The following is a 26,456-nucleotide window of genomic DNA, read 5'->3' as shown; positions in this document are numbered from 1 at the left end:
GAACTTGATTTACTGCCGGCTGTAGTGCTCGACCATTTGCAAAATTTCCTCTTTTTGCTTCGCGGCGATCAGCTTGTCGACGTTGTCCGTCTCCGAGATCAACTCTGTCAGCTGTCCGAGTGCCCGCAAGTGGGTTTCGCTGTCGATGGCGGCGAGGACGAAGATCAGATTGGCTCTGCGGTCGCTCTCTTCCGAAAAGGCCACCTCCTCGGACAGCTTCAACAGACTGATGCCGACTTTCTTGACGCCGTCTTCCGGCCGGGCGTGCGGAACGGCGACGCGGGGCGTGAGGACGATGTACGGCCCCAAACGGCGGATGTTCTGGATCATCGCCTCCACATAACGCGCTTCAATCGCATGGATGCCGATCAGGGGCTGTGATGCAAGCGTAATGGCCTCTTCCCAATCCTTAACTCTTTCGTGAAGTTGAATCATATCTTCTGTGAGCAGTTCCTTTAGCACGGGTTTGTACCTCCTGATATTTTCAGCCATCGAGCCGGTTAACGCCGTCGTCAGCGCGCTGCGCAGCCCATCTTCATCGGCGACGACGGCAAACCGCTTGACTGTCTGCATGATGTCCTGCACGCTCGGCGCAACCCGGCTTTTGCCGTGTACGATCGTATAGACTTCGCGCAGAATCGTCGCCTTGTCCAGACTGGACAAGATCGGGTTGACGACAATGACCGGTTTTTCGGTTTGAATGAAGACTGTGGAAAAAATCAAATCGCACTGTGTTTCATGTTCCTCCTGAAATTCGCGCAGTGAAATGGCCGCCGTGATCGAGATCTCCGGAACCAGCTTTTCGATCTGTTCCTTCAGCATGTTGGAGGTCCCAACGCCGTTTGGACAGATGATGATCGCCTGCTTGCGCCGAATGTGCAACCCGCCCTGCGCTTCCAGCAGCGCCCCGAAGTGAAGGGTCAAATAGGCGATTTCGTCCTCAGGAAGGGGGATGCCGACAACATGTTCAAAACGCTCCCACGCCTTTTTCACAAGCGTAAACAAATCGAAATGCTCCGTTTTGATTTGCTGCAAAAACGGATTGGTGATCGGAATTTGAAACACGATTCGGTAATAGGCTGGTTTCATATGGAGAAACAAGGTTTCGATCACCTTTTTTCGATCAGCAAAGGCGACACAGGCAAGCAGTTCAAATTCTTCCACAACGGCCAAAATAAGCTGGTAGAGCATCTGCATGTGCTTGGAGTCGATCTGATAGTCCGAACGCTTCAAGCTGATGCTCAATAGCAGCAGTGCGATATAGCAGACTTCCAATTCGTCGTCGTCCTGGCCGCACCTGGCGATCAGGAGCTTGGCGGCATCAAATTCGCGCGTTTGCCTGAGCAGCATTTGTTCTTCCTGACTAAAATCAACGTGCTGCCGCTCATCCCCCCGACTGAACAGAATCGCCAAAAATACAGCTATCGCGTTGACTTTTTCCTCGACGTAGACCAGCTGCAGCGCATCTTCCGCCTCCTTTAGCGCCGAACACGCACATGCGAACCGCGCCGGAAAAACGGATTCCTTTTGCTTGTCCGCCAACACCCGCTCCAGGATCCGCATCCCGTTCACTTGATGGAGCAGGCGCGAGATGCATTTCATCACCAAAGAGCGTTTGTTCCGCTCCTCGCCCGCCAGATGATACCCTTTCCCCCGCGTATAGACGACAGCAACTTGAAAGCTCCCGGCATATTGATTTGCCCTTTGGATGTCCGCCAAGGCGGTATTGCGGCTGGTTTTGAAGCGCGAAGTAAAATGAAAGAGCGAGATGTGCTCGTCGCGAACGAACAACTGGATGATGATGCAAAAGACCCGTTCTTCTTTTGACAATAGATACGTTGAAAATTTCACCTGCGGGGGAGAGCGCAGCACAAACTCTCGAACCGCGGTGTCCGCCGTCAAGCCACGGGCCCGCTGATTGGCGATCAGGGGGAGTCCCTGGCTGTTCAACCACTGATTGATCTTGGCCAGGTCGTAGACGATTTGACGCCTGGTGCAGCTCATCTGCTGCGTCAGCTCTTTGAACGTGGCTGTCCGGCTGGAGGTGATCAGTTTTAATAAGGTTGATGAGCGCTCATCCAACATATTCTCTCCCCTCCTTGTGTAAGATTATAGTATAAAGCGCTTTCATTCTTGCCTGTGATTGGTTCCATCTTTCGTCTCCTTGCTTTGTACATGATTGGACTGTTTCGGAATATTGTATTTTTAATTTTCGGAATATTTAGTTGATATTAATCGCCTTATCGTGTTATATTGATGAAAACAAAAATAGAACCATCGTTTCTTAATAAGAAACAAATCGGTCGAGTTGAAATCAGCCGTAACTTCGTGCTGACCGTACTTTCTTTTGGATGGAATTGTATACAATCCAGCATCCAATTCTCCATACAATCGCTTGTATGCAAAGGAGGCCAAACCGGGATGACACAAGTAGCCGAACAAGAAATCTACAAAGCGATCAAACAGGCGATCATTCAGCAAAAGCTGGCTCCCAACACGCAGTTGGTAGAGGATATCCTGGCAGAATCGTTTGGCGTAAGCAGGACTCCGATCCGCAACGTTTTGCGCAGACTGGCCCATGAGAAGCTAGTGACCATCATTCCCCATAAAGGGACGTTCGTCGCCTGTCCCAGTGTGGATCAGGCTAGGGAAGTCTTTGAGATGCGCAAAACCCTGGAGGCTGCGGCGACTCGGCAAGCCTGCAAGCATCTTACCCAGGACCACATCCGCCAGCTCAAAGCGATGATTTCTGAAGAGCGGCGGGCAAGCACAGAAGGGGACCTGTTTGAAGCGCTGCAAATCTCCTGCGACTTTCACTTAAAAATCGCAGAACTGGCCGGCAATTCCTTCGGATACCGCTATATTGAAGAATTGATCAGCTTAAATTACGTCATCATGGCCTATTACGGCCACAGGCAGTTGAAGCTGTGCGGTTCACTGGAACACGATCAGATCGTCAACGCCATGATTGAAGGAAATGAACAACTGGCAGAACGCCTCATGTCGGAACATCTGAAAGAGATCGAAAACTGTCTCGATTTTGACGGGATTCCCAAATATCCCCTGTCCTTAAGCGAGGTTTTCCAGACCAGCCAGGAAGATCTAAGTCCGCGGAGGTGATGCCCGGTTCACCATCTGTTAGAGGTTTTCAAACCAAATCGAGCGTAAAGGGGGTATTCCGATGGAAGTGAAGCGACAAGGAAATGCAGGTCCGTATGCCGGCCTTGATCCCGGCAGACCTACCAGGGTGCGTTGGCAAGTGTTTCTCATGCTGCTATTGCTCGTTACCATCAACTACGTCGACCGCGCTGTCCTCTCGATTGCCATGCCGGCAATCCAAAAGGATTTGGACTTGGACCCCAGGATTGTCGGACTCATTCTCAGCTCATTTTTCTGGGGGTATGCACTGATGCAGATCCCGTCCGGGTGGCTCGCGGACCGCTACCGGCCGGATAAAGTGGTGGTCGGGGCAGCCGTTGCCTGGGGGATTGTCCAGACACTGACAGGGTTTATTCACAGCAGTAAAACACTGATCTTCCTGCGCGTGCTGCTCGGAATCACGGAGGCCCCTGTCTACCCGGGCGGAGCCAAGCTGCAGTCAGTCTGGTTGACTTCTGCCGAAAGAGGGCGCGGAGCCACCATCTTAGACAGCGGCGCCCCTTTGGGCACAGCGATTGGCGGACCGATCATTGTAGCCTTTATGGCGTGGTTTGGCGGATGGCGCGGGGCATTGATCGGCGCCGGCATTTTGACGCTGATTTGCGCCTGGCTGGCCTGGCTGGTCATCAGAGGAACCCCTTCAACCCATCGCCGGATAAACGAAGCCGAACGCCAGTATATCCAAACCTCGCTTGCAGCCGAATATGAACTGGCCAAAAGCCAGGCGAACGGAAAGGCCGGCATAAAGGATTACCTGAAGGCACGCAATTTCTGGTGCATGTGCCTGGGCTGGTTTTCCTTCAACACCGTCTTTTACGGCTTGATGACCTGGGGACCGTCTTACCTGGCCAAGACCCAAAACGTCAACATCAGTACCATCGGCGGGTCAGTCTTGATCATTTTCGGTGCCGGATTCGTCGGGGAAATCATCGGCGGATGGATTGCCGATGCCTGGCGGGCCAGGGGAGGAGGCCATAATACGGTGATGCGGACGCTTTTGGCGATCGCCGGAATCATGACCTCCCTGTCCATTTTCTTCCTGAGCAAAACCACTTCTCTCCCCATGGCCATTGCACTGCTGTCTACTGCGCTGTTTTTCTTACGCTGGGGCGGACTGTACTGGAGCGTGCCGGCGGCCATCTCCAGGCGCGAACACGTCGGCATCGTCGGCGGATGCATGAATTTTTCCGGAAATATCGCTGGTGTCACTACCCCGATCTACGTCGGCTTTATCGTTTCGGCCACCGGAGCGTATTTCCTCGTCCTGATGATCTTTGCGATCGCCGGACTGCTGCTGGCAGGAGCATCGTCGCTGATCGACCACACGAAAAAAGTAGGAAGTCATGGAAAGGAGAATTCACGATGAAAGAACCCAAAAAAATCGGCATGCTCACTCCGTCATCCAACACAATCCTGGAGCCCGTCTGCTCGCGAATGCTGAACGATCTGCCGGAGGTAACCTGCCATTTTTCCCGATTTGAAGTGACGAAGATCTCGCTGGAGCAAGATGCCCTGCGGCAGTTTGACTTCGAGCCGATGCTGCGGGCTGCCGAGCTGTTGGCTCATGCCGAGGTAGACGTGATTGCCTGGAACGGAACCTCTGGCGGCTGGCTGGGCTTCGATGTAGACAGAGAGCTGTGTTCGCAGATTACAAAAGTAACCGGAATCCCTGCCACCACCTCCATGCTCGCCCAGTTGGAGGCGTTTGCCGAAAACGATGTAAAAACATGTCACCTCGTCACCCCTTACATTCCGGAAATCAATGAACGGATCGCCAAACAGTACCGGGAACACGGCATCGAAGTACTCCGCATGGAAGGATGCAGCCAGACGGTCAATCGCTCCTTCAGCCTCGTCGATTACGACAGGATCGAGGGCATGATCAAATCCGTATCCGCACTGCCGGCCGACGCCCTCAGCATCGTCTGCACCAACTTCCCCGCAATCAATCGGGCGGAGTACTATGAGCAAACCTATCATATGACACTGTACGATACGATCGCGGTCGTACTCTGGCAAGCGTTGAAAATGGTCGACATCAATCCGCGGTCCATAAAGGGCTGGGGCAGACTGTTTACCGGATAAACCGGCCCGATTATCACAAAAAAAGCGGTACGGCTCCAAATGCCGTTTACCGCTTTTTTAAAATGAACTTACACATTTCCGTTCTTTTCACTTCCCTTATATCTCCTTGCTGTCGTGCACCTGCGTGTCTTTTGCCTGCTGGAAGCTTCGCTTGTATTCAACCAGTTCGATCTCGCAGCCGGGACCGATGGTAATATGGTTTCCCCTGACGATTTTTGCTTCGGTGTGTTCCAGATAGATTTCGTCGCCCTCGATGACATCGGCGGTAAGCTTCGGCTGAGGCGGGTCGGACTGAAACAGCCCCCAGATAGACTTCAGCATGTTTTTCAGCGAAGCCGATTTTTTTACCGTGATCCGCTCTCCCCCGATCTCCGCCGCCTGGCAGGGCCAATACATCTGCACGTCGATATTGCCGGCGTTCAGCAGTCCCTGGGTGGTAAAACCGCCTTTGACGAGAAAACGTTCAGTCTCGCAGTTTCCCTGGACGGATACGTTTCCCCAGACTCTTACTTCTTCGCTTATGAGGTTCTTTTTGAGGTTGGCCACGCCGTTACACCTCATTTCCTTTACGGATACCTCTCCGTCAAAATCCGCCTCACCGTTGATAACTGTTTTATCTGCTTGCGTATTTCCCGCAACCGTCATGACCCCTCGAACAGATACGTCCGCCGCCTGGAAGTTCCCTTTGATGTCGGCGACACCTGTACAGCTAAATTCGAGGCATTCCAGGTCATCCTCCACATAGCCTTCTCCCGTGATCTTTACTTTTCCAAAGACGCCGCCCGCCGAATTGGACGTGCCGGTAATCTTTAAATCAGGCAGCTGTTGATGATTTTCCATACATGTTTCCTCCCGATTGTTCAGGTTCGTTACATCTTTTCATGAGATCCTACTCTCGCTCCCTTATCCTGCTGAAACTCCTCTCTGTATTCGACCCGTTCGATCTCACAGCCAGGGCCGATGGTGACATGGTTACCCCTGACGATCCTCGCCTGAGTCGCCTCCAGGTAGATCTCGTCGCCTTCGATGGTATCCACGGTAAGCTTGGAGGTGAAGGATACGAAGGGAAAAGTAGGCAAGGGGGAAAACCGTTTGCTTCCTTTTTTGACCTGGATGGCCTCGCCGCCTATTTCCTTCACCCGGGAGTTGCCGTATAGTTTGAGCTGAATCGTCCCGGCGTTCAAGAGTCCGCTTATGGTAACCCCCCCGTTAATCACACATGTTTCCGCCTGGCAGTTTTCCGCTACAGAGAGGTAGCCCTCCACCTCAAGCTCTTCACCGCTGAAGCCGCCGCCGATACTCGCGTAGCCATCGATCGTCAGCTTATCCGCCGACATGCTGCCCGCAATGGTCGCCATGCCGTCGATGTCGGCCACTCCCGCTTTTACGTTTCCTTTGATCGTGCACTTCCCGTCCATTTTGAGATCGTTGCAATCCAGATCGCCGTGCACTTTTCCAATCCCTTCGATTTTCGCCTTATCATAGGCACCGCCGGACGCATTTGCGATCCCCGATACCTTCAGGTCGCGCCCCTTTTGCTTTTCCATAAAGGCAAGTCCCTCCGTTACGATATTTTTATCTTTAACTCCTCGATGCTGCTTGCCAGGTTGAGCCGGGTTACCACCTTTACCCCTGGTTCGAAGTAGATGTCAGCCGGGGTCGACAGCAAAAAGAACGCGGAAACCCCCATCTTGCGAATGAAGACCAATTCACCGTTTTTGCTCTGAAACTTCGGGTAGTGGTCATCCAAGACCCGCAGCAGCATTTTCCCTTCTTCCAGGCTGATATCCCCTGTTCGGAGCAGCTGATCCAAGATGTAGACGTACAGAATTTTTTCAAAGGGAAACACCTTTGCATCACCCAGCTGCTCTGTGTACAAATGAAGCGATTCACTTGAAACAATGTTACGTTTGATCAATTCCTCCTTCATAACAGCCAGTTCAGCCAGGTTGGGCGAAAACACATCGGCCAATTCATCCAACGACAGATCGTCTTTCATGTGGATGATCTTATCGATTCTGGCGAGAATTTTCTCTCTGGGGAAAAACGTCTCCTGGCCGGTAAACGTAGACTTGCGGATAAACCAGTCCTCTGGAATCAAATTTTTCCGCTTCCATCTGTAAAGCTGGCCGTATGAAATGCCTGTCAGTTCAAGCAGCTCCTTTTTCGAGATAAGGTCCTGTTCCATATAGCGTGCACCACCTTCGGAAATGAGTGTAACATAACAATGTTACGCTGTAAAGAAAAAACATGGCCTTCATTCTCTAAGCATAAGAAAAGGGGCAATCGTTTCGGACGAACGATTACCCCTTTGAACTTCAAGCACCTGTTCAGGAAAATTTCATTATCTAAGCATTAACTCATTCATGTATGGTTATAGCTTACTGTTTCACATTGGGAAATAGTAGCGATATGATCAACCCCGAACCAGGCTCTGATTTTGCATCCAACTGAATGGCCAAATCATAAGCCATCTTGCTCACCAAGAAGAGTCCCATACCTGTTGCTTGTCTTGTATAAGTACCTCTCCTTCCGGTAAAGCCCTTATCAAAAATAAATGGTAAATCTTCTTCAGATACACCAGGTCCATTATCACTAATATGTAAGATGATCTGATCACTCACTTTGTCATAAACCGTTTCAAATTTCAAAATTGGACGATCCTGATTCTGTGCAACGTATTTCGTACTATTAGCGATTATTTGTTCTACTATAAAAGCTAATCCTTTACGGTCAGAAAAAACTGCCATCTCTTCCCCTATGAACTGTATTTGAAAGCCAGATTCCTCTAGTAGGGTTTGATGGTCTTCGATTGTCTGTTTGCAAAATGCCAGTAAGTTTATAGACTCAAAAATATAATCTTTATGAGCAGCCCCAAGTCTTGCAAAATACAAAATTCGCTCCACGTCTCCAAGCATTTGATCTCTGACATGAAACATACGCTGTCTAACAAGCGGAGACATTTCGTCACTGCGGTTATCTAATACCAATGTCAATAATGACAGAGGCTTTTTAATTTCGTGAACCCATCCTTCTATATAGTTTTCATAATCGGTCAACTGGGTGACTTTACCTTTAAGTTCCGACTGATATGATCTTATGACACTTCCCATTCTACGGATAAAGGACCAATGTGTCTTAGGAGATACCCCGCATAATATTTCTTCGTTCGTCTCATTCGGTTCTAACAAAAAATCTTGAAAGGCAGCTTCTATTATTTTTTGCTTTCGAATGACAATGAATACAGCCAACGATATCATCGCTAAGGTAAAAACCATCATGAGTCCTACTAACACCGTAAAGGTTTCAGGGTAAGCCAACCAAGCTAAAAAACCAAAAAGGAGGCTTGCAGCCATCAACATAAGAAACCATAGCTTATACGCATGAAAACAATCATAGATTTGCTTTATCCACTTCATGGTTTCACCTCCCTCTAAGTCGATAACCCTGACCCCTTATTGTCTCAATTTGATTCTCCAAGTTTAATTGCCGCAGTGTTTTTCGTAAGCGAGTGAGATTTACTTGAAGGGCATTTTCGTCTATATATTGGTCTGTTCCCCATACAAGTTCACTCAGTGTTGACTTGGATACGATCTCAGGTTGATTCTGTACTAAAGCCAATAAAATTTTTCCTTCATTAGCTGATAGTAATAGCGACTCGGATCCCTTATACAAAGTAAAGGTATTTGGGTCTAGCGAAAAACTGCCACCATTTATCAAGCCCGGTTGTCCTTCATATCTTCTTAGCAGGTTCTGAATGCGCGCTAACAATCGATCTCGATTACACGGTTTTGTGAGATAATCATCTGCACCTAAATGAAGACCATGTAATTCATCTTGTAACTTATCTCTAGATGTAAGAATCAATATTGGACCAATCCCCTTTGATTTTAGACTTTTGCATATGTCAAATCCTGATTGTTCCGGTAAATTGATGTCTAATAAGACCAAGTCTGGTGCCAAAGTGGCTATTTGAAGAGCTATATCATGAAAATCTGTAATGGCTGCTGCTTCATAACCAGCTTTTTGCAATATATCCATTAACTCTTCTCTCATCCATGAATCATCTTCAACAATTGCAATCCTCGCCACTTCAGCACCTCCTTCGATGAAAAATGTAACGGCTTCTTAATCTATATTCGGCTTCCAACGCAATTTATCTATCTCATGATCTGCTGAACGGGCGACCGCTAATCCATAAATCGCCAAAATTACGATTATAATACAGGCAAAGGTAAGGGCAATTGGATACAGCAACGCTTGGTTTTCGATGTAAATAACAACAGATGAAATCATAGCCCTTATGCCAACAGCTCCACTCACGCAGGCAAGAGACATAGGCAACAGAAAGGTCCACAACACCTGTCTATGCATAGATTTTTTCATTTGGTTCCGTTTTGCGCCCAACATGGAAAGCGTTACATAGCGTTGTCCTGTCTGCTTCATCTGTGTCAAAAATTGTAAAGCTAATACCGTACAGGCAATAATCAGGAATAAGAATCCCATATACAGAATCGTATAACTTCCGGCAACGACGTAGAAAAGTTTGCGTCCAAAGTTTTGTAAATAACTTTCAAACGCGAGGCCTGAAGATTTTAAGAGATCTCTCGCCTCCATCATCGGGGTCATTAATCCTTGTTGCTCTTGCATCTTTTGCGGGATTCGGAAATTCCAATACGACATATAGGTTTCTGTATCTAATAATTGTTCAAACATATGATCCGGGACGATAAATGCTGAAAAAATTTGTACTGAACGATCTGCTACTAGTCCTCTCATCGGAATTGACGGACGTATATATATTGCCTGATCATGAATGCTCATCAAAGATTGCCCTTCTTTAGCAGCCTTTTCAAGAATATGATCTAGTACAGGCAAACGATCCAGATGATCCATAGGCATAAAATCCGGATTAAAGTATAAAGCAATTTCATCTGAATGCAGGTTCAGCGGTTTTTCCCCAATAGCTTCCAAAAGTCCGTTATAAGATGATTCAGGAATGAGGTATGGTGTTGTTGTATCCATCTCCAGGACCCCAAACAGATTAAGTGCTTCAGGGTTTTCCGAACTGATGCTGTACCCCTGCATTTCTCCAGATAAAACTTGCTCTTTATAGTTGCTTGGCAGAGCCATAATAATTTGCTCTCTTAATTTAGACCAATCAACGAATGACAACGGCATACCATCTTCCAGGCGCTCGCCCTGATGTTTCATCCTTCCCATTTCCAGGAGGTTCAAGTCCTCTACATATGGTGCCATTTTTTTTGAAGTAAGAAAATCCTCGACCTTTTGGCTATTTCCGTTAACAGTAAAATCATATACCGAGGAATTTCTATTATATAAATTACTTCCTGAACTCAAAATAGTTGAAGCACCATTTGCTATCAAAATGATAGACAACGTGATGAGAATCGATGTTACTGCAACAGAGGCAGATCTATTAGCGATGTTCTCTTGAAACTGCCTTAATGTAAATATGCGCAGTCCTTTGGTAGATTTACGCTCGGACAAGCCTGCCAATAAGCCTAGTAATTTTCCAAATCCCCTCATAAAAAGGATCGTCCCTAAACTTCCGAGACCCAATGCCACAAACAGAAGGAGTCCTGCAAAGTCCATAAAATGATACAAAACAATCCAATAGGAAGCACCCAGCAAGACCGAACCTGCTAAAATATTGAGTACATTGCCTTTAAAATGCCCCATATCTTGTTTCTTATCCATTTGCTCATAAAGTAATTGATGTACCTCTTGATGGAATAGTCTTCCACCAAGAATGACTAATGCTATAAACTGGATGAATAAAAAACCGATTATGGTAAAGAAAATCGCACCAACCGACAAGCTTATTTGATGGCCGATAATTCCCTGACCGACTAATTTAGAAACCGTCAAGCTGATGATTTCTGCTAAAAATCCGCCTATTAAAATGCCTCCAATGAGTGCCAAAATAGAAGTAATGAGCCCCTCTGCTAAAAGTTGGAGGACAAGGCGTTCCTTTCGCATTCCTAACATGAGAAAAAGCCCAAATTCTTTACTTCTGCGATTTAATTGGTACCGATTAGCAAATAAAATCAAGAAAAACAATAAAAATAACGCAAATCCATAGACAATTGGCATTAGAGCTAAGAGTTTATCAATCGAATTGCTTTCAAACTCCCTTAAGAATAATATAACATCTTGTTTCCCCAGCGAAAGAATGATATAAAACGAGGCTACTGCTGTTACAAGGGTTGCAAAGTAGATGAAATTCTCCTTGCGACTTCGTTTCGCATTCCGATAGATAAGCCTAGAGAACATTTGCGCTTCCTCCCCCAAGCTGAGCTAATAACTTTAAAATTCTTTCATAAAATTTCTCGCGAGACTCATCTTGTTTGTGGCGCAGTTCATGAAATATGACACCATCTTGAATAAACAGGATTCTTGAGCAAAAGCTTGCTGCATTAGGGTCGTGGGTAACCATTAAAATCGTTCTTCCAGTACTTTTATTAATACCTTCCAACTTATTCATTAAAGTTTTTGCAGAGCGTGTGTCCAATGCCCCTGTCGGTTCATCCGCAAGAACGATATCTGGATCAGAAATCAAACTGCGTGCAGCGGCTACCCTTTGCTTTTGTCCCCCAGACATCTGAGATGGGAATTTGTTAAGAATATCTGTAATTTCTAAAAAACCTGCTAGCTCATCTAATTTAGCTCGTGCTTTTGCAAAATCCATTCCATGAATAGATAATGGTAAGAGTATATTTTCTTGTCCGGTGAGATTATCCAGTAATGCGAAGTCTTGAAACAAATACCCAATTCGACTGCCGCGATACTCCGCTAAATCCTTACTGTCAAAAGCACTGATGTTTTTCCCATTTAAAAGTACACGCCCGGATGTTGGTTTTATTATGGTTGCAATGCAGTTTAATAATGTAGTTTTACCAGATCCGCTTGGTCCCATTATTCCTAAGAATTCTCCTGGGAGAATATCAAAACTAACACCGTTTAAAGCTTTTGTTATGTTGTTTTTCTTTCCGTAGTTTTTTTGTAAGTCTTGAACCTCTAGTAATTTTCCTTGTCTGACCACTGTATAAGCTCCTTTCTTTTTATCATTTTCCGAAATTATTATCGAATTGAGCTATACACATTGTAACCAGTATAAAAGACTAGAAACACTTACAAATGATGTAAGGAAAAATGAATGATGCTGTTCTGAAATCTGAAATAAAGGGCATCAGACATTAGGCAAGTTTGCTTAATAAAAGCTCCTTCCCTATGTCTGATGCCCTTACTACTATGTTTTGCTTTTGCTTTGTCAATGCTCTGGGCTCCACCCCTTCATGCTCAGGCAGTGATCGCCGTTCCGTGCTTTTCCTTGAAGGCCGCCAGCGAAAAACCGTCAAACAATACGAGGAAGCTCGCTTCGTCGTTGAAGTACTGGCGGCTCGTTTTCACATCGGGATGTTTCTCCAAAAAAAGCGCCGCCGCCAATTGGTTGACCGGTACGCCTTCTGCCTCCTGGTCGTAGATGCCCTTCTCGGCCAACACTTTTTCAAAGTATTTTGGATATGTCACGGTAAGCGTTTTCGTTTCATTGCCTGCCTCATAGGTGGCGACGGAGCGAGTAAAGGTATCTGCCGGCGAACCGCCTTTGCCCGGCGGTATTTGTTCACCGGTTACTGACTGGATCTTCATCGTTTTTCCCCCTCGTTACATTCTCTCTTCATTATAGGCCAGCCTGGCGGTTTCTTACAAATAGTTGATGAAAGCCGCAGCTTCATCCGGCTGCGGCTTTTCATCCTAGATGCTGATTTTCTCTGTCATCACGGCAAGTTCCCTGACGGCTGCATCGTCCACGTCCAGCCCCAATCCCGGCTTCTCCCCGAGGTACAGCCTGCTGCCCTGATAATTCATCACAGCCACGTCACGGGAGAACATCAGCGGACCGACCATTTCGTTGGCGATGATGTTGCGCTTGGCACTGGCGAGGTGAGCACCGGCTGCCGTAGCGACAGCCGATTCGACCATCGAACCGACCATGCACTCGATGCCCGCCATCTCCGCCTGGCTGACCAGCCTTAATGCCGGGTAGAGACCTCCGCACTTCATCAGCTTGATGTTCAGCTTATCGGCGGCCTGTTTGGCGATGACCTCACGCATCTCCCGGTCGCCATGCACGCCTTCATCCACCATGACGGGAATGTGCGTCTGCCTGCGAACCTCCGCCAAGGCAGTGATGTCATCCGCGAGCACCGGCTGCTCGATCCAGTCCATCATGCAGTCCTCCACCTGTTTGAGGACGAACATCGCGGATGCCCTGTTTTTCCAGCCCTGATTGGCGTCCACACGCATGGGAACACTGTCGCCGATAGCCTGCCTGACCGCTCGAATGCGCTCAATGTCAACGACAGGGTCGGTGCCCACTTTTGCCTTGATCGTCGTGTAGCCTGCCTTCACCGCATCGGCCGCTTCTCGGGCCATGGCCTCTGGATCGAGGATGCTGATCACATAAGGGACGGCAAGCGAGTCATGATACTTTCCCCCTAGTAGGTTGTAAACGGGCTGGTTGGAGGCTTTTCCCATCAGATCGTAGCAGGCGATGTCGATTGCCGCTTTTGCCGCCGGACAGCCGTAGACGGCCGCGGACATCTTCTCGTGAATCCGCTCGATCTGAAATGGACTTTCCCCGAGGATGGCAGGAGCCAGCCTGTATTGCAGGACCGTACAGGTGCTCTCCCAAGTCTCCCCTGTCACATGTTCGTCCGGCGTCGCCTCGCCGTATCCGAACTGGCCGTCATCTGTCTCCACCTTGACCAGAATCGTCGGCATATCGCGGTAGGTATCGTAGGATACGATAAACGGCCGGATCAGCGGCAGCCTGATGGCATAGATGCTGACGGATGAAATCTTCATGCTTACCTCTCCTTTTTACATCAAGAATCCCCAATCAAATGAGAGCAATTGTCACGAAAACAGCCCCCAACACATACTGAATGATGATCAACGGAAGAATCCACTTAGCCCATTTGACCCAGGAGATTCCGGCCAAAGCCAAGCCTGCCATGAAGTGTCCTGATGTTGGAGTGAAGATATTGGAAATACCGTCGTTAATTTTAATTAATTTAAAATATACGAATAATTTGTCCAATCGTCAATATTTCTTTTCTTTTATTGGCCCCCATGCAAACAGGCCCCAAACGAGTTGATCACTCGTTTGGGGCTCTGCTGTCATACAACTCAAATCATTTCTGATAGACTACTTCTCCGCCGACTACGGTTGTCAGCACGGTAATATCTTTTAATTCCTCTTGCGGGCAAGTCATCAAATCCCGGTCGATGACGATGAAGTCGGCCAGTTTTCCCGCCTCCAGCGACCCTTTGATGCTCTCTTCAAACGATCCTTCGGCCGCCCAGATGGTGAATGCTTTGAGCGCTTCCGTTCTGGTCATCTTCTCTTCCGGATACCAGCCCCCGGCCGGAGTTCCTTCGCGATCCATGCGGGTCACGGCCGCATATATGCCGTGGAAGGGATTTACCAGCTCTACCGGAGCATCCGATCCGCCGATGATATGGGTGCCGGCATCCAGCGTCTTGCGCCAGGCGTAGGCGTATTTGATGCGCTCCGGCCCCACCCGATTCTCAGCCATATTTTTGTCGGAAGTGGCATGCGTCGGCTGCATCGAGGGAATGATGCCGAGGTCGGCAATGCGCTGAATTTCGCTGGCGTTGGCCACTTGAAAATGTTCAATTCTCCAGCGGTGATCGGGAAGCGGATTCTCTTTCAGCACCTTTTCATACGTATTGATCGCCTGCAGGATCGCCCCGTCGCCGATCGCGTGGGTCGCTACTTGCCAACCGTGCTGGCGGGCTTCCTTGACCAAGCGGTATAATTCTTCATCTGTAAAACGGTAGTTGCCTTTATGGCCCGGACGGTCGCTGTAGTCCGCCAACAGAGCCGCGCTGCGGGAACCGAGCGATCCGTCTCCGATGAGTTTGACCGAACTGACGTTTAAGCGGTCTTGGAACAAGCCCCTCTCCGGACCGTTTTTATAATAGTATTCGAGACTTTCACCTGTTGCGCCGCCCTCGCCGTTGGCTACCATGACGTTCAGCCTGACTTTTAGCTCGCCTTTTTCGTAGAGCTTTTTCATATCGTTGATGTAACTCAGATGCGTCCCTGCATCAGTCGCACTCGTAATGCCGTTGGAGAACAGTTCCTGCTGCGCCTTGAGCAGCCCTTCTTGAACCCGCTCATCGCTGTAGTCCGGCACTTTTGCCTGCACAGGTCCGCCAGCGGTATCAATCAGGACGCCCGTAGGCTCTGCCTTGCTGTCGCGGATGATCTCGCCCCCTTGGGGATCGGCCGTATCCTTTGTGATGCCGCCGATCTCCAAAGCTTTGGAGTTGACCCAAATGGAATGCCCGTCTACCCTGTCAAGCAATACCGGGTTGTTGGGAGCCGCGGCATCAAGCTCCTGCCTGGTCGGAAATTTCTTGTCCGGCCACAGTTCATGGTTCCAGCCATACCCCAAAATCCACTCGCCCGGCTGACGGCGTGCCGCTTCTTCCTTCACAAGCTTCAGGATTTCCTCCTTGGGCTTGTTAAACCCGTTAATTTGAAGCAGATTGATTCCGATGGACGGGAAATGCAAGTGTCCGTCATTTAATCCCGGAATGACTGTTTTCCCCTGCAAATCGATGACCTTGGTATTGGGTCCGATGTAATTCTTGGCGGTCCCATGTTTTCCGACAAAGATGAGCTTCTGTCCTTTGATCGCCATTTCGCTGGCCTTTTCACTGCGGTTGTCCACTGTGTAAATATTGCCGTTTACATAGACAGTGTCAGCTATTTCCTTGGAGTCAACGGCAAAACCGGATCCCGCAAAAACGCTGAAAAGGAGCATCACTGACAACAACATCATCAGTATCTTTTTCACTGCTTCGTTCGCCTCCTGCGAAAGAAATTGGCTCAGCCTGTTTGTTTTGCCCATATGTAGAATCCGGCACTGCAGGGACAGACGCCGGACCATGTTCATCATACGTGATAAAATCTACCAATGTCAATAAATATTCTGAAATTACCAAATATTTTACTCAAGTGATTTCGCTTACGCGTTTGTATCAGTCATTGCCGGAATATCGATCTCTTTTACACAGGAGACTTTTGACAGGCTGACTATGCATTTGACCAACGATACGATGTCCTGCACCGGGATTCGCGTGCCTTCGTATGCAGAAATGGCTTTTTCAGCCCCCGCTTCGTAGGGGACTTCCGCAGCAAGCTCACCCGGGTTGATGCAGGTGACACCGATGCCGTACCTCCGCGCGTGTTCCCGCAAGGAATGGCCGATCCCGCGCAATCCGAATTTGGACGCGACGAACGACACCTGGCTGTTGTTGGTATTTTCCAGACCGGCGCTGGAGCCAATCAGGAAGATGTTGGCCTTCTCCGACTTTTTCAGATTGGGCAGCAGCTTTTGGATGCACAGTATCGGCGAGGTAACATTGACATGGATAAGATTGGAAATCTCTTGCGGATCGTCCTGTTCAAAGTCGTAGTCAGCCGAAAAGCCCTTGCTCTCCCAAATTCCGACGTTGTAGATCAGCACATCCAGCTTCTCCCCTTGCAGGGCTGCTGCAATCTGACCGCTTGCGGCATCATCGGACAGATCGGCTTCGACCCAGTATCTTTGGACACCGTCTTCCCGCTCCAGGCTCCTGGGACGGCTCCGCGAAACGATCCAGACCTTGTCGCCTGGTTCAGGCAGCCCTTTTGCCAAGGCGTCCCCCAATCCTTTGCTCGCCCCGAATACGATAAAGTGCTTCATTTTATCCCCCTCCATGCAGTTTGGTCAAAGCCAACTTCTATACTTCCTTCCAAATTAAAAAGGTTTTTTCTCCAATAAACTTGTAAAGTTTTTTCTGTAACAAAACAATAAGTAACCTTGCATGATGACAAGAATTACTGCTAATGGAAGTAAAGAATGATCGAGGAATAAATGAAGCAAGAAAATGTTGGCCACAATTGGTGATAATATTGCAAGTACTAATGGGACAAACCGATTAACCAATAGTAAAATACCACATAAAATTTCTAATGACTTTTCAAAGACTAGCAGATATTGAAATTCGAATAACGCCATTGCATCAGGACTAGTTGCTATAAATGGTTCAAGACCTAAGATGACAAAATAGCCATTTATACCGGCAACGAGGAAAATAAAGCCAAACAAAAACCTTGATATGTGTAAAAATGTTTTGGACAATCTACACACCACCTATACAATAGTCACACTAATTATAATGAATAAAAAGTGAATTCTATAGCTAATTTGTTGGGTGGCTCTGTCCATTTGGTAATAGAAAACAACCCAAGCCCGCATGAACATCGGACTCAGGTTGCTTATAATGACAGGAATTACAGTTGTTCTATCGCCTCTACGAGCAGCTTGTTGACCATCGGCGGGTTGGCCTTGCCCTTGGTCTGCTTCATGACTTGTCCGACCAGGTAGCCGACCGCCTGCTTTTTCCCTGCCTTGTAGTCTTCGACAGATTGCGGGTTGGCGGCGATGACTTCGTCGACGATGCGCTTCAGTTCGCCCTCGTCGCTGATCTGCACCAATCCCTGCTCCTCGACGATCTTGGCCGGCTCTTTGCCGGTCTCGACCATCTCCTTGAAGACGACTTTGGCGATCTTGGTCGAGATCGTGCCCTTCTCGATCAGTTTGATCATCTCGCCCAGCCCTTGCGGCGTGATCTTTACATCCGCCAGTTCGAGGTTGTTGGCATTCAGGTAGCCGAACAGATCGCCCATCAGCCAGTTGGCGACCGCTTTGGGGTCTGCGCCGGTCTTGACCGCCTCGTCGAAGAAGTCGGCAGAGTCTTTGGAGATCGTGATGACCCCGGCGTCTTCACGAGACAGGCCGTATTCGTCGATGTAGCGGGCCTGCCGTGCGTCTGGCAGTTCAGGGATCGTCGCTTTGACCGCCTCGATCCACTCTTCGGAGATCTGCATCCGCACCAGGTCGGGATCAGGGAAGTAGCGGTAGTCGTGCGCTTCCTCTTTAGAGCGCATGACGATTGTCTTTTTGCCTGCCTCATCCCAGCGTCGCGTCTCCTGGGTCACTTTGCCTCCAGATGTGACCACTTCCCGCTGCCGTTCCACTTCGTACTCCAGTCCCAACTGCACGTTGCGGAAGGAGTTCATGTTCTTCAGCTCTGTCTTGGTGCCCAGCTCTTTTTGTCCGACTGGGCGGATGGAGACGTTGGCGTCGCAGCGAAGCGAACCTTGTTCCATTCTCACATCCGAGACTTCCGTGTATTGCAGGATCGCCTTCAGCTTTTCCAGATACGCCTTGGCTTCTTCCGGCGAGCTGATATCCGGCTCGGAGACGATCTCCACCAGCGGAACGCCAACGCGGTTGTAGTCCACCAGCGTGCCGCCGCCGTACTCGGCATGGGTCAGCTTCCCGGCGTCTTCCTCCAGGTGCAGGCGGTTAATCCCGATTCGCTTCTTTTCGCCGTTCACTTCAATGTCGATCCAGCCGTTTTTGCCGATCGGCTGGTCGTACTGCGAGATTTGGTACGCCTTGGGCAAGTCTGGATAAAAGTAATTTTTTCGGTCAAATTTAGTTTCGCGGGAAATCTCGCAGTTGAGTGCGAGGGCCGCTTTCATCGCAAACTCTACCGCCTGCTTGTTCGTCACCGGCAGGACGCCCGGATGGCCCAAACAGATCGGGCAGGTATGCGTATTGGGCGGTGCGCCAAACGTCGTCGGGCAGCCGCAAAAGATTTTGCTATTCGTAGACAGCTCGGCGTGTACTTCCAAGCCGATTACCGTTTCAAATTGGCTCATCTCGTTTCCCCCCTCACCAGTTCCGGCTTCTTGAGATGATGGGTAGTCGCCTGTTCGTAGGCGTGGGCCACGCGCAAGATGGTAGACTCGTCAAACGCCTTCCCAACGATCTGCATGCCGATCGGCAGGCCCTTGGACGAAAACCCGCAGGGAACGCTGATCGCCGGCAGCCCGGCTAGGTTGACAGGTACCGTACAAATGTCTTCCAGGTACATTTTTACCGGATCGTCGATGTGATCGCCCAGTTTAAACGCAGTCGTCGGCGTCGTCGGATGGAGAATCACGTCAAAATCGGCGAATACCTCAGTGAAGTCGCGGATGATCAGCGTCCGCACCTGCTGCGCCTTTTTGTAGTAAGCGTCGTAATAGCCGGAGGACAGCGCGTACGTTCCGAGCATAATCCGCCGCTTTACCTCCGGGCCAAAGCCCTGGCTGCGGGACTCCTTGTACATTTCAATCAGGTTGTCGGCATTGTCGGCCCGTACGCCGTACCTCACGCCGTCAAAGCGGGCCAGATTGGAAGAAGCCTCCGATGAGGACAGCAAGTAGTAGGCCGGAACCGCGTACTCGGTATGACGCATCGACACCTCGCTCCAGGTGGCCCCCATGCTCTCCAATTGTTTTAAGGCAGCGAGGACGGCATCGCGGACTTCGCTGTCGATGCCTTCGCCGATCAGTTCTTTCGGCACTCCGATGCGCAGCCCCTTGACGTCTCCGCTCAGGGCCGACAAAAAGTCCGGCACCTCCACCTTTGCGGACGTGGAGTCGTACTCGTCGTAGCCGGCAATCGCTTGCAGGACGTATGCGGCATCCTCCACGTTCTTGGTGATCGGGCCGATCTGGTCGAGCGACGAAGCGAACGCGACCAGACCAAACCGGGAGACCCGGCCGTACGTCGGTTTCAGTCCGACAACACCGCAAAAGGCGGCCGGCTGGCGAATCGAACCGCCCGTATCCGAACCCAGGGTGAAGAAGAACTCCCGCGCTGCCATCGCAGCCGCCGAGCCGCCGCTGGAACCGCCCGGTACGTACGCTGGATTCCACGGATTTTTCGTCTCGTAAAAACCGGAATTTTCTGTGGACCCCCCCATGGCAAACTCGTCCATGTTGCATTTGGCTACGATCACGGCATCGGCCGCTTTCAGCTTTTTGCTGACGGTAGCATCGTAGATCGGGTCGTAATTAGTGAGAAACTTGCTGGCACAGGTTGTCCGCACTCCATGTGTGACGATGTTGTCCTTTACTCCTGCGGGCAGGGCAAATAACAGCCCCTGCTCGGTCTTTTCCCTAGCCAGACGCTCGTCCAACGCTTTTGCCTGGCGGAGAGCCCCTTCCTCATCCACGGTCAACACAGCCTTGACTTCTCCGTCCACTTCCTTGATTCGCGTCAAGCTGGCCTCGACCAAATCGCTTGCGGACAGCTGTTTGCTGCGCAGTTCGCTATGTATTTCAGACAGTTTTTTATCGAACAAAGACACGTTGTCTCCTCCTTCCGCTGCTCTTATTCAAATACCGCAGGCACTTTCAACTGCCCGTCTTCCTGATCGGGAGCATTGCGCAGCGCCTCTTCCCGGGGAAGCGACGGCCTGTTGACGTCTTCGCGCATGACGTTCTTCACGTCTGTCGCATGGCTCGTCGGCTCCACATCGGATGTGTCCAGCTCATTCAGCTTCGCGGCAAACGCCAGGATCGCATCCAGGTCTTTCGTATATCGGCTGATCTCGTCCTCAGTCAACTGCAACCGGGCCAAATCAGCTACGTGTTCTACCTCTTTTCGAGAGATTGCACTCATCTGTTCCACCTCCGCAAACATCTGCAAACCGTGTTCAACCTATTTTTCCACATCATATTGATGATACTGTACGCGGCAGTGTTCGTCAATTTTGGCCTGGTCGGCCTTCTCTTATTCTATCTATATATATATTGCATGCCAGCTTCCGTGGACAGGCCTCTGCTGCTTGCGATACACGAGGATGAGCCGCTCTCCTTCATGCCGTACCGACGAAGGCCGATCTTTCACATTTGCGGGCAGCAGCACGGTTTGTTCCAGTCGCTGTGTTTTCCTTTTACTGTAAAACTCCCCTCCATCTCTGCGTACAGTCTGTTCTTCCTGCAGTTCACCCTTCAAAGAAAGGCTTTGTCCGACAACACGCGCCTGCCATTTGAATTGATCGGGCTTGTGACCGGGAACCTTTGCGATGATCTGGACGGCATCCCCTTGATCCTTGACTCCAACCTGATGCCATTCGGCAAAAAGCGGCTGCAAACGTAAAGGGTCATGCCAAAACCGGCGTTCAAACTCTCTGAACAGGCCGGGAAACAGCTCACTCATCCATATCCACCTCCGTAAAATTTGATATAGCATACGCTGAAGCGGGATATGGCGTGTGGGCTTCTGTCGTGCTTGCCCGGCAGTTTCTGTTTTGAATACAAATAGGCCCTGCACCTTGATGGAAACAGGGCTTGCATGTATTTATAGTTTTAGTGAGATCGCTGGTTCAGCTTTTCAATTTCCGTTTGGGGCGGTCCGGTTCATTTATCTCCCTCGCCTGTTCCAGCACCCGCTTCGCCCGCGCCGCCACCGGGTAGTCGACCAGTTTGCCATTCACCTGAATCGCCGCGCTGCCGGACGTGACGGCTTCGTCAAAAGCGGCGGCGATGGCCTGCGCCTCTGCGATTTCCTCCGCTGTCGGCGAAAATGCCTGATGGATGACCGGAAGCTGGTCGGGGTGGATCGCCAGCTTGCCCTGAAAGCCGAGCTGCCTGGCCAACAAGGCATCCCGTTTCAGCCCATCTGCGTCCTTCACCTGGACAAACACGGCATCGATCGGCGGCTCGATCTCTGCCGCCCGGGAGATGACCACCAACTGCGAACGGGCGTACAAGATCTCTTTGCCCTCTGCGGTCAGCTGCGCGCCGATATCGAGGGTAAAATCCACCGAGCCAAAAGCCAGCCGCTTCACCCTGCTGCTGGCAGTAGCGATCTCATAGGCGCGGTAGAGTCCGGCGGCCGACTCGATCAACGGGACGATTTCCGTTACGCCAGTCGGCAGGTTGTGCTGTGCTTCTACCAAGGCAAGCTGGCTGCAGGCGGCCAGTATCTGCTCCTTGCCCGCCGCTTTGGGCAGCACGATCCCGGCGGTTTCCGGACTGACGACGCCGCCGATGTCGCTCAGGAAAAACGGCGTGGACGGGTCATTGACCCGAACGTACTGCACGCGGCCTTTGTTTTCCTCTAGTGCCTGCCGCACCAGCTGCCTGGCCTGCTCCTTCTCTGTCAACGGCACAGCGTCTTCCAGATCGTAGATCAAAACGTCTGCCGCCAGTTCCCCCGCCTTGGCCAACCGGCGCGGCTGGTTGCCGGGGATGAACATCCACGAACGAAACAACGTCATGGTTGAAATCCTCCTCACTCCTGTTTGTACTGCTGTGCACCCTGCAGGTACAGGTCTTGGCCGTACATGTCGTTGATCACCACTGCCGGGAAGTTCTCGATGACCAACCGTCGGATTGCTTCCGGGCCGAGGTCCTCATACGCCACCAGTTCTTGTGATTTGATCGCCTTCGCCAGCAGCGCCCCCGAGCCGCCGACCGCTGCGAAGTAGACAGCCCTGTTCTGAACGATCGCGTCCTTTACCTCCTGATTGCGGTATCCTTTGCCGATCATCCCCTTCAAGCCCAGTTCCAGCAGGCGCGGGGCGTATTTGTCCATCCGTCCGCTCGTGGTCGGTCCCGCCGACCCGATCACCTGTCCCGGCTTTGCCGGTGTCGGGCCGACGTAGTATATCACTTGGCCTTTGATGTCAAACGGCAAGGTTTCTCCTCTGTCCAGCGCTTCGATCATCCGCTTGTGGGCGGCGTCCCGCGCCGTGTAGACGACGCCGCTGATCAACACCCGGTCACCCGCGCGCAGATTGGCTGCCGTCTCGTCGGTCAGCGGGGCGGATATGTGTTTGGCCTCCATCGTCCCTCTCCTCCTTACAGTACGGCATGCTTGTGGCGGCTGGCGTGGCAGTTGATGTTGACCGCGACAGGCAGGGCGGCGATGTGGCACGGGTAGATCTCAATCTTCACGTCCAGCGCCGTCGTCCGGCCGCCCATCCCCTGCGGTCCGATGCCCAGTTTGTTGCACGCCTGCATCAGTTCTTCCTCAAGAGCGGCAAGCTCCGGACGCGGACTGCGTTCGCCAATGGGGCGGAACAGCGACTTTTTCGCCAGGTAGGCCGCCTTTTCAAACGTGCCGCCGATACCCACGCCGACGACCATCGGCGGACAGGCGTTGGGGCCGGCGTTCCGAACCGTATCGAGAATAAACGCCTTGACCCCGTCCAGTCCGTCTGACGGCTTCAGCATTTTCAGCGCGCTCATGTTTTCGCTGCCGCCGCCCTTGGCTGAAAAGTGAATCGCCATTCGATCCCCGGCGACCAATTCCACGTGTATCACGGCCGGGGCGTTATCGCCTGTGTTGACGCGTTCCAGCGGATGACCGACGATGGAATTGCGCAGATACCCTTCACCGTATCCCTTGCGCACTCCCGCGTTGATCGCGTCGTACAAGCTCCCCCCGACGATGCGGCAGTCCTGTCCCAACTCCACCAAAAAGACGGCAATCCCGGTATCCTGACACATCGGCACCCGCTCGGCAGAAGCGATCTCGGCATTTTCGATCAATTGGGACAGCACGTCGCGCCCCGTCTCCGAGACCTCGGTTCGCAATGCCCGCTTGAAGGCCTCCACCACATCTTCGCCCAGGTCGTAGTTGGCCTTCTGGCATAGATCTGCCACCGCTTCCACAATCTCGTCGTAGTGAACTTCTCTCATGAGCGAAACCACCTCTTCCAGACATGCCGGTTGGCATCCCGATTTAATTCGCCCAAGGCCTTCGTCAGCGGAATCTCCTTGGGACAGACCTGCACGCAGTTTTGCGAGCTGCCGCAGTTGGCGATCCCGCCGTCCCCAGCAGCCACATCCAGTCTCTGCTGCCGCATCATCGCCCCGGTGGGGTGGGCGTTGAAGTAGCGGATCTGCGCCATCGCCTGCGGTCCCAGGTAAGGCGAGTGGTCGTTTACATTGGGGCACGCTTCCAGACAGCAGCCGCAGGTCATGCAGGTGGCATAGGCGTATGACTCCTGCTGCTGCTCCTGCGACATCCGCGGTCCCGCTCCCAGTGCGTACGTGCCGTCGATCGTGATCCAGCCCTTGATGCTCCTCAGCGCGTCAAACATCCGTTTGCGGTTGACTGCCAGGTCTTTTTCGACGGGAAACGTGCCCATCGGCTCCAGGGTGATCGGCTGTTCCAGCTTGTCGACCAGCGCTGAGCACGCTTGCCTGACCCTGCCGTTGATTACCATGCTGCACGCCCCGCAGACCTCTTCGAGACAGTTGGACTCCCAGGCGACAGACCGCACTTTTTGGCCCATCGCGTTGACCGGTTTTTTTTGTATCTCCATCAGCGCTGAGATCACGTTCATATTGGGCCGGTAGGCAACGACAAACTCTTCCCAATACGGCTCGCTCTCCGGGCTGTCCTGCCGCTTCACTTTCAGTTGCACCGTCTTCATCTTCCCAACTCCTCCCCGGTTATTGGCGGGCTGCCGCGGCATCTCCGGCCGTCGCCGAACCCGCCGCCTCTTTAACGACGTCGTACCGGCGGGGACGCGGCTTGATATGGGCGAGGTCGACCGGCTCATAGCGGAACAGCGGCCCCTCCGGCGTATAAGCGGCAATCGTTGTCTTCAGCCAGTTCTCGTCGTCGCGCTCCGGAAATTCCGGCTTGTAGTGGGCCCCCCGGCTTTCGTTGCGGTTCAGCGCCCCAAGCGTAATGACCCGGGCCAGCTCCAGCATGTTCCACAGCTGCCGGACGAAGGTCACGGTCCGATTGTTGTAGCCGGAAGTGTCATCGAGGCTGATCCGCTGCCAGCGTTCCATCAGCTCCTGCAGCTTTTCGTCCGTCTTCTGCAGGCGGTCGTTATACCGAACTACAGTTACATTTTCTACCATCCAATCGCTCATCTCCACGTGAAGCTGATACGGATTTTCATACCCGTCCATGCGCGTAATGCGCTGCAGGTACTCCTCTTGCCGCTTTTGCTCGGCGGTCAGCAGGCTGGAGGGAAGGTCTTTGACTGACTGCTTCAGGCCGGCAGCGTATTCGACAGCTTTCGGTCCCGCGACCAAGCCTCCGTAGATGGCTGACACCAGCGAATTGGCGCCCAGCCGGTTGGCCCCATGGTACTGGTACTCGCACTCGCCGCAGGCGAACAGCCCGGGGATGTTGGTCATCTGGTTGTAGTCCACCCACAGCCCGCCCATCGAATAGTGCATCGCCGGGAAGATTTTCATCGGCACCTTGCGCGGGTCGTCGCCGACGAACTTTTCGTAGATGCTGAGAATCCCGCCCAGCTTCTGTTCAAGCTGTGTCTTCGGGAGGTGGGACAGGTCGAGGTACACCATGTTTTCTCCGTTCAGTCCCAGCTTGAGATCGACGCAGACGTGAAAGATCTCCCGCGTGGCGATGTCGCGCGGCACCAGATTGCCGTAGGCCGGGTACTTCTCCTCCAGAAAATACCACGGCTTCCCGTCCTTGTAGACCCAGATTCGCCCGCCCTCTCCGCGCGCCGACTCAGACATCAGCCTGAGTTTATCGTCGCCGGGAATGGCCGTCGGATGTATCTGGATGAATTCCCCGTTGGCGTAGTAGACGCCCTGCTGGTAGGCGATGCTGTGGGCGCTGCCCGTATTGATCAGCGAGTTGGTGCTCTTGCGGTAGATCATCCCGATGCCCCCGGTCGCCAGGATGACGGCATCGGCGGGAAACGTGCGAATTTCCATCGACTTCAAATCCTGGGCGACGATCCCCCGGCACACTCCCTCTTCATCCTTGATCAGCGACAGCATCTCCCAGTATTCGAACTTCTCCACCCGTCCTTCCGATTCGTACCGGCGCACCTGCTCATCCAGGGCGTAGAGGATCTGCTGTCCGGTCGTCGCGCCGGCAAACGCTGTCCGGGAGTACTTGGCTCCGCCGAGACGTCGAAAGTCGATCAGTCCTTCCGGCGTCCGGTTGAACGGCACGCCCATGCGGTCCAGCAGGTAGATGATCTCTGGCGCCGCCTCGCACATCGCTTTGACCGGCGGCTGGTTGGCCAGGAAATCCCCGCCGAAGATCGTATCGTCGAAGTGTTCCCAGGTGGAATCCCCTTCTCCCTTGGTATTGACCGCTCCGTTGATCCCCCCCTGCGCACAGACGGAGTGCGAGCGGCGCACCGGCACGACGGAGAACAGCTTGACCGCGCCGCCCGCCTCGGCGATTTTGATCACGCTCATCAGGCCGGCCAGTCCGCCGCCGACGACGATGATGTTTTCATTCATCTCAGAT

At 51.7% G+C, this 26,456-nt stretch carries 25 protein-coding genes and 1 pseudogene; 3 read left to right on the top strand and 23 right to left on the bottom strand.

Translation table 11 applies throughout. The annotated features are described in order from the left end of the window. Nucleotides 1–9: 9 nt before the first annotated feature. On the bottom strand, nucleotides 10–2,085 hold the full coding sequence (locus tag ACI7RC_RS21865; protein ID WP_408110316.1) for a BglG family transcription antiterminator: 2,076 nt from the start codon (nucleotides 2,083–2,085) through the stop codon (nucleotides 10–12). Between the two features lie 336 nt (nucleotides 2,086–2,421). Between ACI7RC_RS21865 and ACI7RC_RS21860 the strand changes: the two genes are divergently transcribed. The 3 genes from ACI7RC_RS21860 to ACI7RC_RS21850 all read left to right on the top strand — a co-directional run bounded on the left by ACI7RC_RS21860 (nucleotide 2,422) and on the right by ACI7RC_RS21850 (nucleotide 5,244). Continuing rightward, nucleotides 2,422–3,120, top strand: a complete 699-nt coding sequence (locus tag ACI7RC_RS21860) for a GntR family transcriptional regulator (protein WP_408110315.1) — start codon at nucleotides 2,422–2,424, stop codon at nucleotides 3,118–3,120. A gap of 61 nt (nucleotides 3,121–3,181) precedes the next feature. Next, complete coding sequence (locus ACI7RC_RS21855; RefSeq protein WP_408110314.1) at nucleotides 3,182–4,525, top strand: MFS transporter; 1,344 nt, start codon at nucleotides 3,182–3,184, stop codon at nucleotides 4,523–4,525. Beyond that, a complete protein-coding gene (locus tag ACI7RC_RS21850) occupies nucleotides 4,522–5,244 on the top strand; it encodes a maleate cis-trans isomerase family protein (protein ID WP_408110313.1) in 723 nt (240 codons plus the stop codon). The genes ACI7RC_RS21855 and ACI7RC_RS21850 overlap by 4 nt, the downstream gene beginning before the upstream one ends. Nucleotides 5,245–5,340: 96 nt before the next feature. Here ACI7RC_RS21850 and ACI7RC_RS21845 read toward each other — a convergent pair whose 3' ends face one another. The 22 genes and pseudogenes from ACI7RC_RS21845 to sdhA all read right to left on the bottom strand — a co-directional run bounded on the left by ACI7RC_RS21845 (nucleotide 5,341) and on the right by sdhA (nucleotide 26,449). Then, the gene (locus tag ACI7RC_RS21845) at nucleotides 5,341–6,084 is read right to left on the bottom strand and encodes a hypothetical protein (RefSeq protein ID WP_408110312.1); all 744 of its coding nucleotides are present in this window, start codon (nucleotides 6,082–6,084) and stop codon (nucleotides 5,341–5,343) included. Between the two features lie 29 nt (nucleotides 6,085–6,113). Next, a complete protein-coding gene (locus ACI7RC_RS21840) occupies nucleotides 6,114–6,791 on the bottom strand; it encodes a bactofilin family protein (RefSeq protein ID WP_408110311.1) in 678 nt (225 codons plus the stop codon). 17 nt (nucleotides 6,792–6,808) lie between these two features. Then, nucleotides 6,809–7,432, bottom strand: coding sequence for a YhbD family protein (locus ACI7RC_RS21835; protein WP_408110310.1), 624 nt, complete (start codon nucleotides 7,430–7,432; stop codon nucleotides 6,809–6,811). A 193-nt stretch (nucleotides 7,433–7,625) separates the two neighbouring features. After that, on the bottom strand, nucleotides 7,626–8,663 hold the full coding sequence (locus ACI7RC_RS21830; RefSeq protein ID WP_408110309.1) for an ATP-binding protein: 1,038 nt from the start codon (nucleotides 8,661–8,663) through the stop codon (nucleotides 7,626–7,628). A gap of 4 nt (nucleotides 8,664–8,667) precedes the next feature. Further along, a complete protein-coding gene (locus tag ACI7RC_RS21825) occupies nucleotides 8,668–9,336 on the bottom strand; it encodes a response regulator transcription factor (protein WP_408110308.1) in 669 nt (222 codons plus the stop codon). A gap of 36 nt (nucleotides 9,337–9,372) precedes the next feature. Beyond that, nucleotides 9,373–11,541, bottom strand: coding sequence for an ABC transporter permease (locus ACI7RC_RS21820; protein WP_408110307.1), 2,169 nt, complete (start codon nucleotides 11,539–11,541; stop codon nucleotides 9,373–9,375). Next, on the bottom strand, nucleotides 11,531–12,310 hold the full coding sequence (locus ACI7RC_RS21815; protein WP_408110306.1) for an ABC transporter ATP-binding protein: 780 nt from the start codon (nucleotides 12,308–12,310) through the stop codon (nucleotides 11,531–11,533). The genes ACI7RC_RS21820 and ACI7RC_RS21815 overlap by 11 nt, the downstream gene beginning before the upstream one ends. A 257-nt stretch (nucleotides 12,311–12,567) precedes the next feature. Continuing rightward, nucleotides 12,568–12,918, bottom strand: coding sequence for a hypothetical protein (locus ACI7RC_RS21810; protein ID WP_408110305.1), 351 nt, complete (start codon nucleotides 12,916–12,918; stop codon nucleotides 12,568–12,570). Nucleotides 12,919–13,023: 105 nt separating this feature from the next. Continuing rightward, complete coding sequence (locus ACI7RC_RS21805) at nucleotides 13,024–14,136, bottom strand: mandelate racemase/muconate lactonizing enzyme family protein (RefSeq protein ID WP_408110304.1); 1,113 nt, start codon at nucleotides 14,134–14,136, stop codon at nucleotides 13,024–13,026. Nucleotides 14,137–14,156: 20 nt separating this feature from the next. Beyond that, nucleotides 14,157–14,329 (bottom strand): annotated as a pseudogene (locus ACI7RC_RS21800) (YfcC family protein); the annotation flags it as partial. Between the two features lie 136 nt (nucleotides 14,330–14,465). After that, nucleotides 14,466–16,160, bottom strand: coding sequence for an amidohydrolase (locus tag ACI7RC_RS21795; RefSeq protein ID WP_408110303.1), 1,695 nt, complete (start codon nucleotides 16,158–16,160; stop codon nucleotides 14,466–14,468). 171 nt (nucleotides 16,161–16,331) lie between these two features. Beyond that, nucleotides 16,332–17,051, bottom strand: a complete 720-nt coding sequence (locus ACI7RC_RS21790) for an SDR family NAD(P)-dependent oxidoreductase (protein ID WP_408110302.1) — start codon at nucleotides 17,049–17,051, stop codon at nucleotides 16,332–16,334. A 54-nt stretch (nucleotides 17,052–17,105) separates the two neighbouring features. Continuing rightward, nucleotides 17,106–17,489 carry a hypothetical protein gene (locus tag ACI7RC_RS21785; protein WP_408110301.1) on the bottom strand — a complete coding sequence of 128 codons (384 nt, stop codon included), beginning with the start codon at nucleotides 17,487–17,489 and terminating at the stop codon, nucleotides 17,106–17,108. A gap of 152 nt (nucleotides 17,490–17,641) precedes the next feature. Beyond that, nucleotides 17,642–19,078, bottom strand: coding sequence for an Asp-tRNA(Asn)/Glu-tRNA(Gln) amidotransferase subunit GatB (gene gatB / locus ACI7RC_RS21780; RefSeq protein ID WP_408110300.1), 1,437 nt, complete (start codon nucleotides 19,076–19,078; stop codon nucleotides 17,642–17,644). Further along, on the bottom strand, nucleotides 19,075–20,556 hold the full coding sequence (gatA, locus tag ACI7RC_RS21775) for an Asp-tRNA(Asn)/Glu-tRNA(Gln) amidotransferase subunit GatA (RefSeq protein ID WP_408110299.1): 1,482 nt from the start codon (nucleotides 20,554–20,556) through the stop codon (nucleotides 19,075–19,077). The genes gatB and gatA overlap by 4 nt, the downstream gene beginning before the upstream one ends. A 23-nt stretch (nucleotides 20,557–20,579) precedes the next feature. Continuing rightward, nucleotides 20,580–20,870: an Asp-tRNA(Asn)/Glu-tRNA(Gln) amidotransferase subunit GatC gene (gene gatC / locus ACI7RC_RS21770; protein WP_408110298.1), complete on the bottom strand. Its 291-nt coding sequence runs from the start codon at nucleotides 20,868–20,870 to the stop codon at nucleotides 20,580–20,582. 120 nt (nucleotides 20,871–20,990) lie between these two features. Next, nucleotides 20,991–21,410, bottom strand: coding sequence for an Hsp20/alpha crystallin family protein (locus tag ACI7RC_RS21765; RefSeq protein ID WP_408110297.1), 420 nt, complete (start codon nucleotides 21,408–21,410; stop codon nucleotides 20,991–20,993). A gap of 166 nt (nucleotides 21,411–21,576) precedes the next feature. Next, nucleotides 21,577–22,473, bottom strand: coding sequence for an HpcH/HpaI aldolase/citrate lyase family protein (locus ACI7RC_RS21760; RefSeq protein ID WP_408110296.1), 897 nt, complete (start codon nucleotides 22,471–22,473; stop codon nucleotides 21,577–21,579). Between the two features lie 14 nt (nucleotides 22,474–22,487). Then, complete coding sequence (locus ACI7RC_RS21755) at nucleotides 22,488–23,093, bottom strand: Fe-S-containing hydro-lyase (RefSeq protein ID WP_486303983.1); 606 nt, start codon at nucleotides 23,091–23,093, stop codon at nucleotides 22,488–22,490. Continuing rightward, nucleotides 23,057–23,899 (bottom strand): fumarate hydratase, encoded by an 843-nt coding sequence (locus ACI7RC_RS21750; protein ID WP_408110294.1) that lies wholly within the window; start codon nucleotides 23,897–23,899, stop codon nucleotides 23,057–23,059. Before ACI7RC_RS21750 ends, ACI7RC_RS21755 begins: the two co-directional genes overlap by 37 nt. Further along, on the bottom strand, nucleotides 23,896–24,639 hold the full coding sequence (sdhB, locus tag ACI7RC_RS21745; RefSeq protein ID WP_408110293.1) for a succinate dehydrogenase iron-sulfur subunit: 744 nt from the start codon (nucleotides 24,637–24,639) through the stop codon (nucleotides 23,896–23,898). Before sdhB ends, ACI7RC_RS21750 begins: the two co-directional genes overlap by 4 nt. 19 nt (nucleotides 24,640–24,658) lie before the next feature. Further along, nucleotides 24,659–26,449 (bottom strand): succinate dehydrogenase flavoprotein subunit, encoded by a 1,791-nt coding sequence (gene sdhA, locus ACI7RC_RS21740; protein WP_408110292.1) that lies wholly within the window; start codon nucleotides 26,447–26,449, stop codon nucleotides 24,659–24,661. Between the last annotated feature and the right edge of the window lie 7 nt (nucleotides 26,450–26,456).

This window comes from Brevibacillus sp. B_LB10_24 (assembly GCF_046036945.1).
Lineage (GTDB): Bacteria > Bacillota > Bacilli > Brevibacillales > Brevibacillaceae > Brevibacillus_C.
This window is presented reverse-complemented; position numbering and strand designations above follow the sequence as displayed.

Bases quoted from the DNA above. Each gene is read 5' to 3' on its own strand.
- ACI7RC_RS21865 (WP_408110316.1), bottom strand. From the start codon at position 2,085: ATGTTGGATGAGCGCTCATCAACCTTATTAAAACTGATCACCTCCAGC.
- ACI7RC_RS21860 (WP_408110315.1), top strand. From the start codon at position 2,422: ATGACACAAGTAGCCGAACAAGAAATCTACAAAGCGATCAAACAGGCG.
- ACI7RC_RS21855 (WP_408110314.1), top strand. From the start codon at position 3,182: ATGGAAGTGAAGCGACAAGGAAATGCAGGTCCGTATGCCGGCCTTGAT.
- ACI7RC_RS21850 (WP_408110313.1), top strand. From the start codon at position 4,522: ATGAAAGAACCCAAAAAAATCGGCATGCTCACTCCGTCATCCAACACA.
- ACI7RC_RS21845 (WP_408110312.1), bottom strand. From the start codon at position 6,084: ATGGAAAATCATCAACAGCTGCCTGATTTAAAGATTACCGGCACGTCC.
- ACI7RC_RS21840 (WP_408110311.1), bottom strand. From the start codon at position 6,791: ATGGAAAAGCAAAAGGGGCGCGACCTGAAGGTATCGGGGATCGCAAAT.
- ACI7RC_RS21835 (WP_408110310.1), bottom strand. From the start codon at position 7,432: ATGGAACAGGACCTTATCTCGAAAAAGGAGCTGCTTGAACTGACAGGC.
- ACI7RC_RS21830 (WP_408110309.1), bottom strand. From the start codon at position 8,663: ATGAAGTGGATAAAGCAAATCTATGATTGTTTTCATGCGTATAAGCTA.
- ACI7RC_RS21820 (WP_408110307.1), bottom strand. From the start codon at position 11,541: ATGTTCTCTAGGCTTATCTATCGGAATGCGAAACGAAGTCGCAAGGAG.
- ACI7RC_RS21810 (WP_408110305.1), bottom strand. From the start codon at position 12,918: ATGAAGATCCAGTCAGTAACCGGTGAACAAATACCGCCGGGCAAAGGC.
- ACI7RC_RS21805 (WP_408110304.1), bottom strand. From the start codon at position 14,136: ATGAAGATTTCATCCGTCAGCATCTATGCCATCAGGCTGCCGCTGATC.
- ACI7RC_RS21790 (WP_408110302.1), bottom strand. From the start codon at position 17,051: ATGAAGCACTTTATCGTATTCGGGGCGAGCAAAGGATTGGGGGACGCC.
- gatB (WP_408110300.1), bottom strand. From the start codon at position 19,078: ATGAGCCAATTTGAAACGGTAATCGGCTTGGAAGTACACGCCGAGCTG.
- gatC (WP_408110298.1), bottom strand. From the start codon at position 20,870: ATGAGTGCAATCTCTCGAAAAGAGGTAGAACACGTAGCTGATTTGGCC.
- ACI7RC_RS21765 (WP_408110297.1), bottom strand. From the start codon at position 21,410: ATGAGTGAGCTGTTTCCCGGCCTGTTCAGAGAGTTTGAACGCCGGTTT.
- ACI7RC_RS21760 (WP_408110296.1), bottom strand. From the start codon at position 22,473: ATGACGTTGTTTCGTTCGTGGATGTTCATCCCCGGCAACCAGCCGCGC.
- ACI7RC_RS21750 (WP_408110294.1), bottom strand. From the start codon at position 23,899: ATGAGAGAAGTTCACTACGACGAGATTGTGGAAGCGGTGGCAGATCTA.
- sdhB (WP_408110293.1), bottom strand. From the start codon at position 24,639: ATGAAGACGGTGCAACTGAAAGTGAAGCGGCAGGACAGCCCGGAGAGC.
- sdhA (WP_408110292.1), bottom strand. From the start codon at position 26,449: ATGAATGAAAACATCATCGTCGTCGGCGGCGGACTGGCCGGCCTGATG.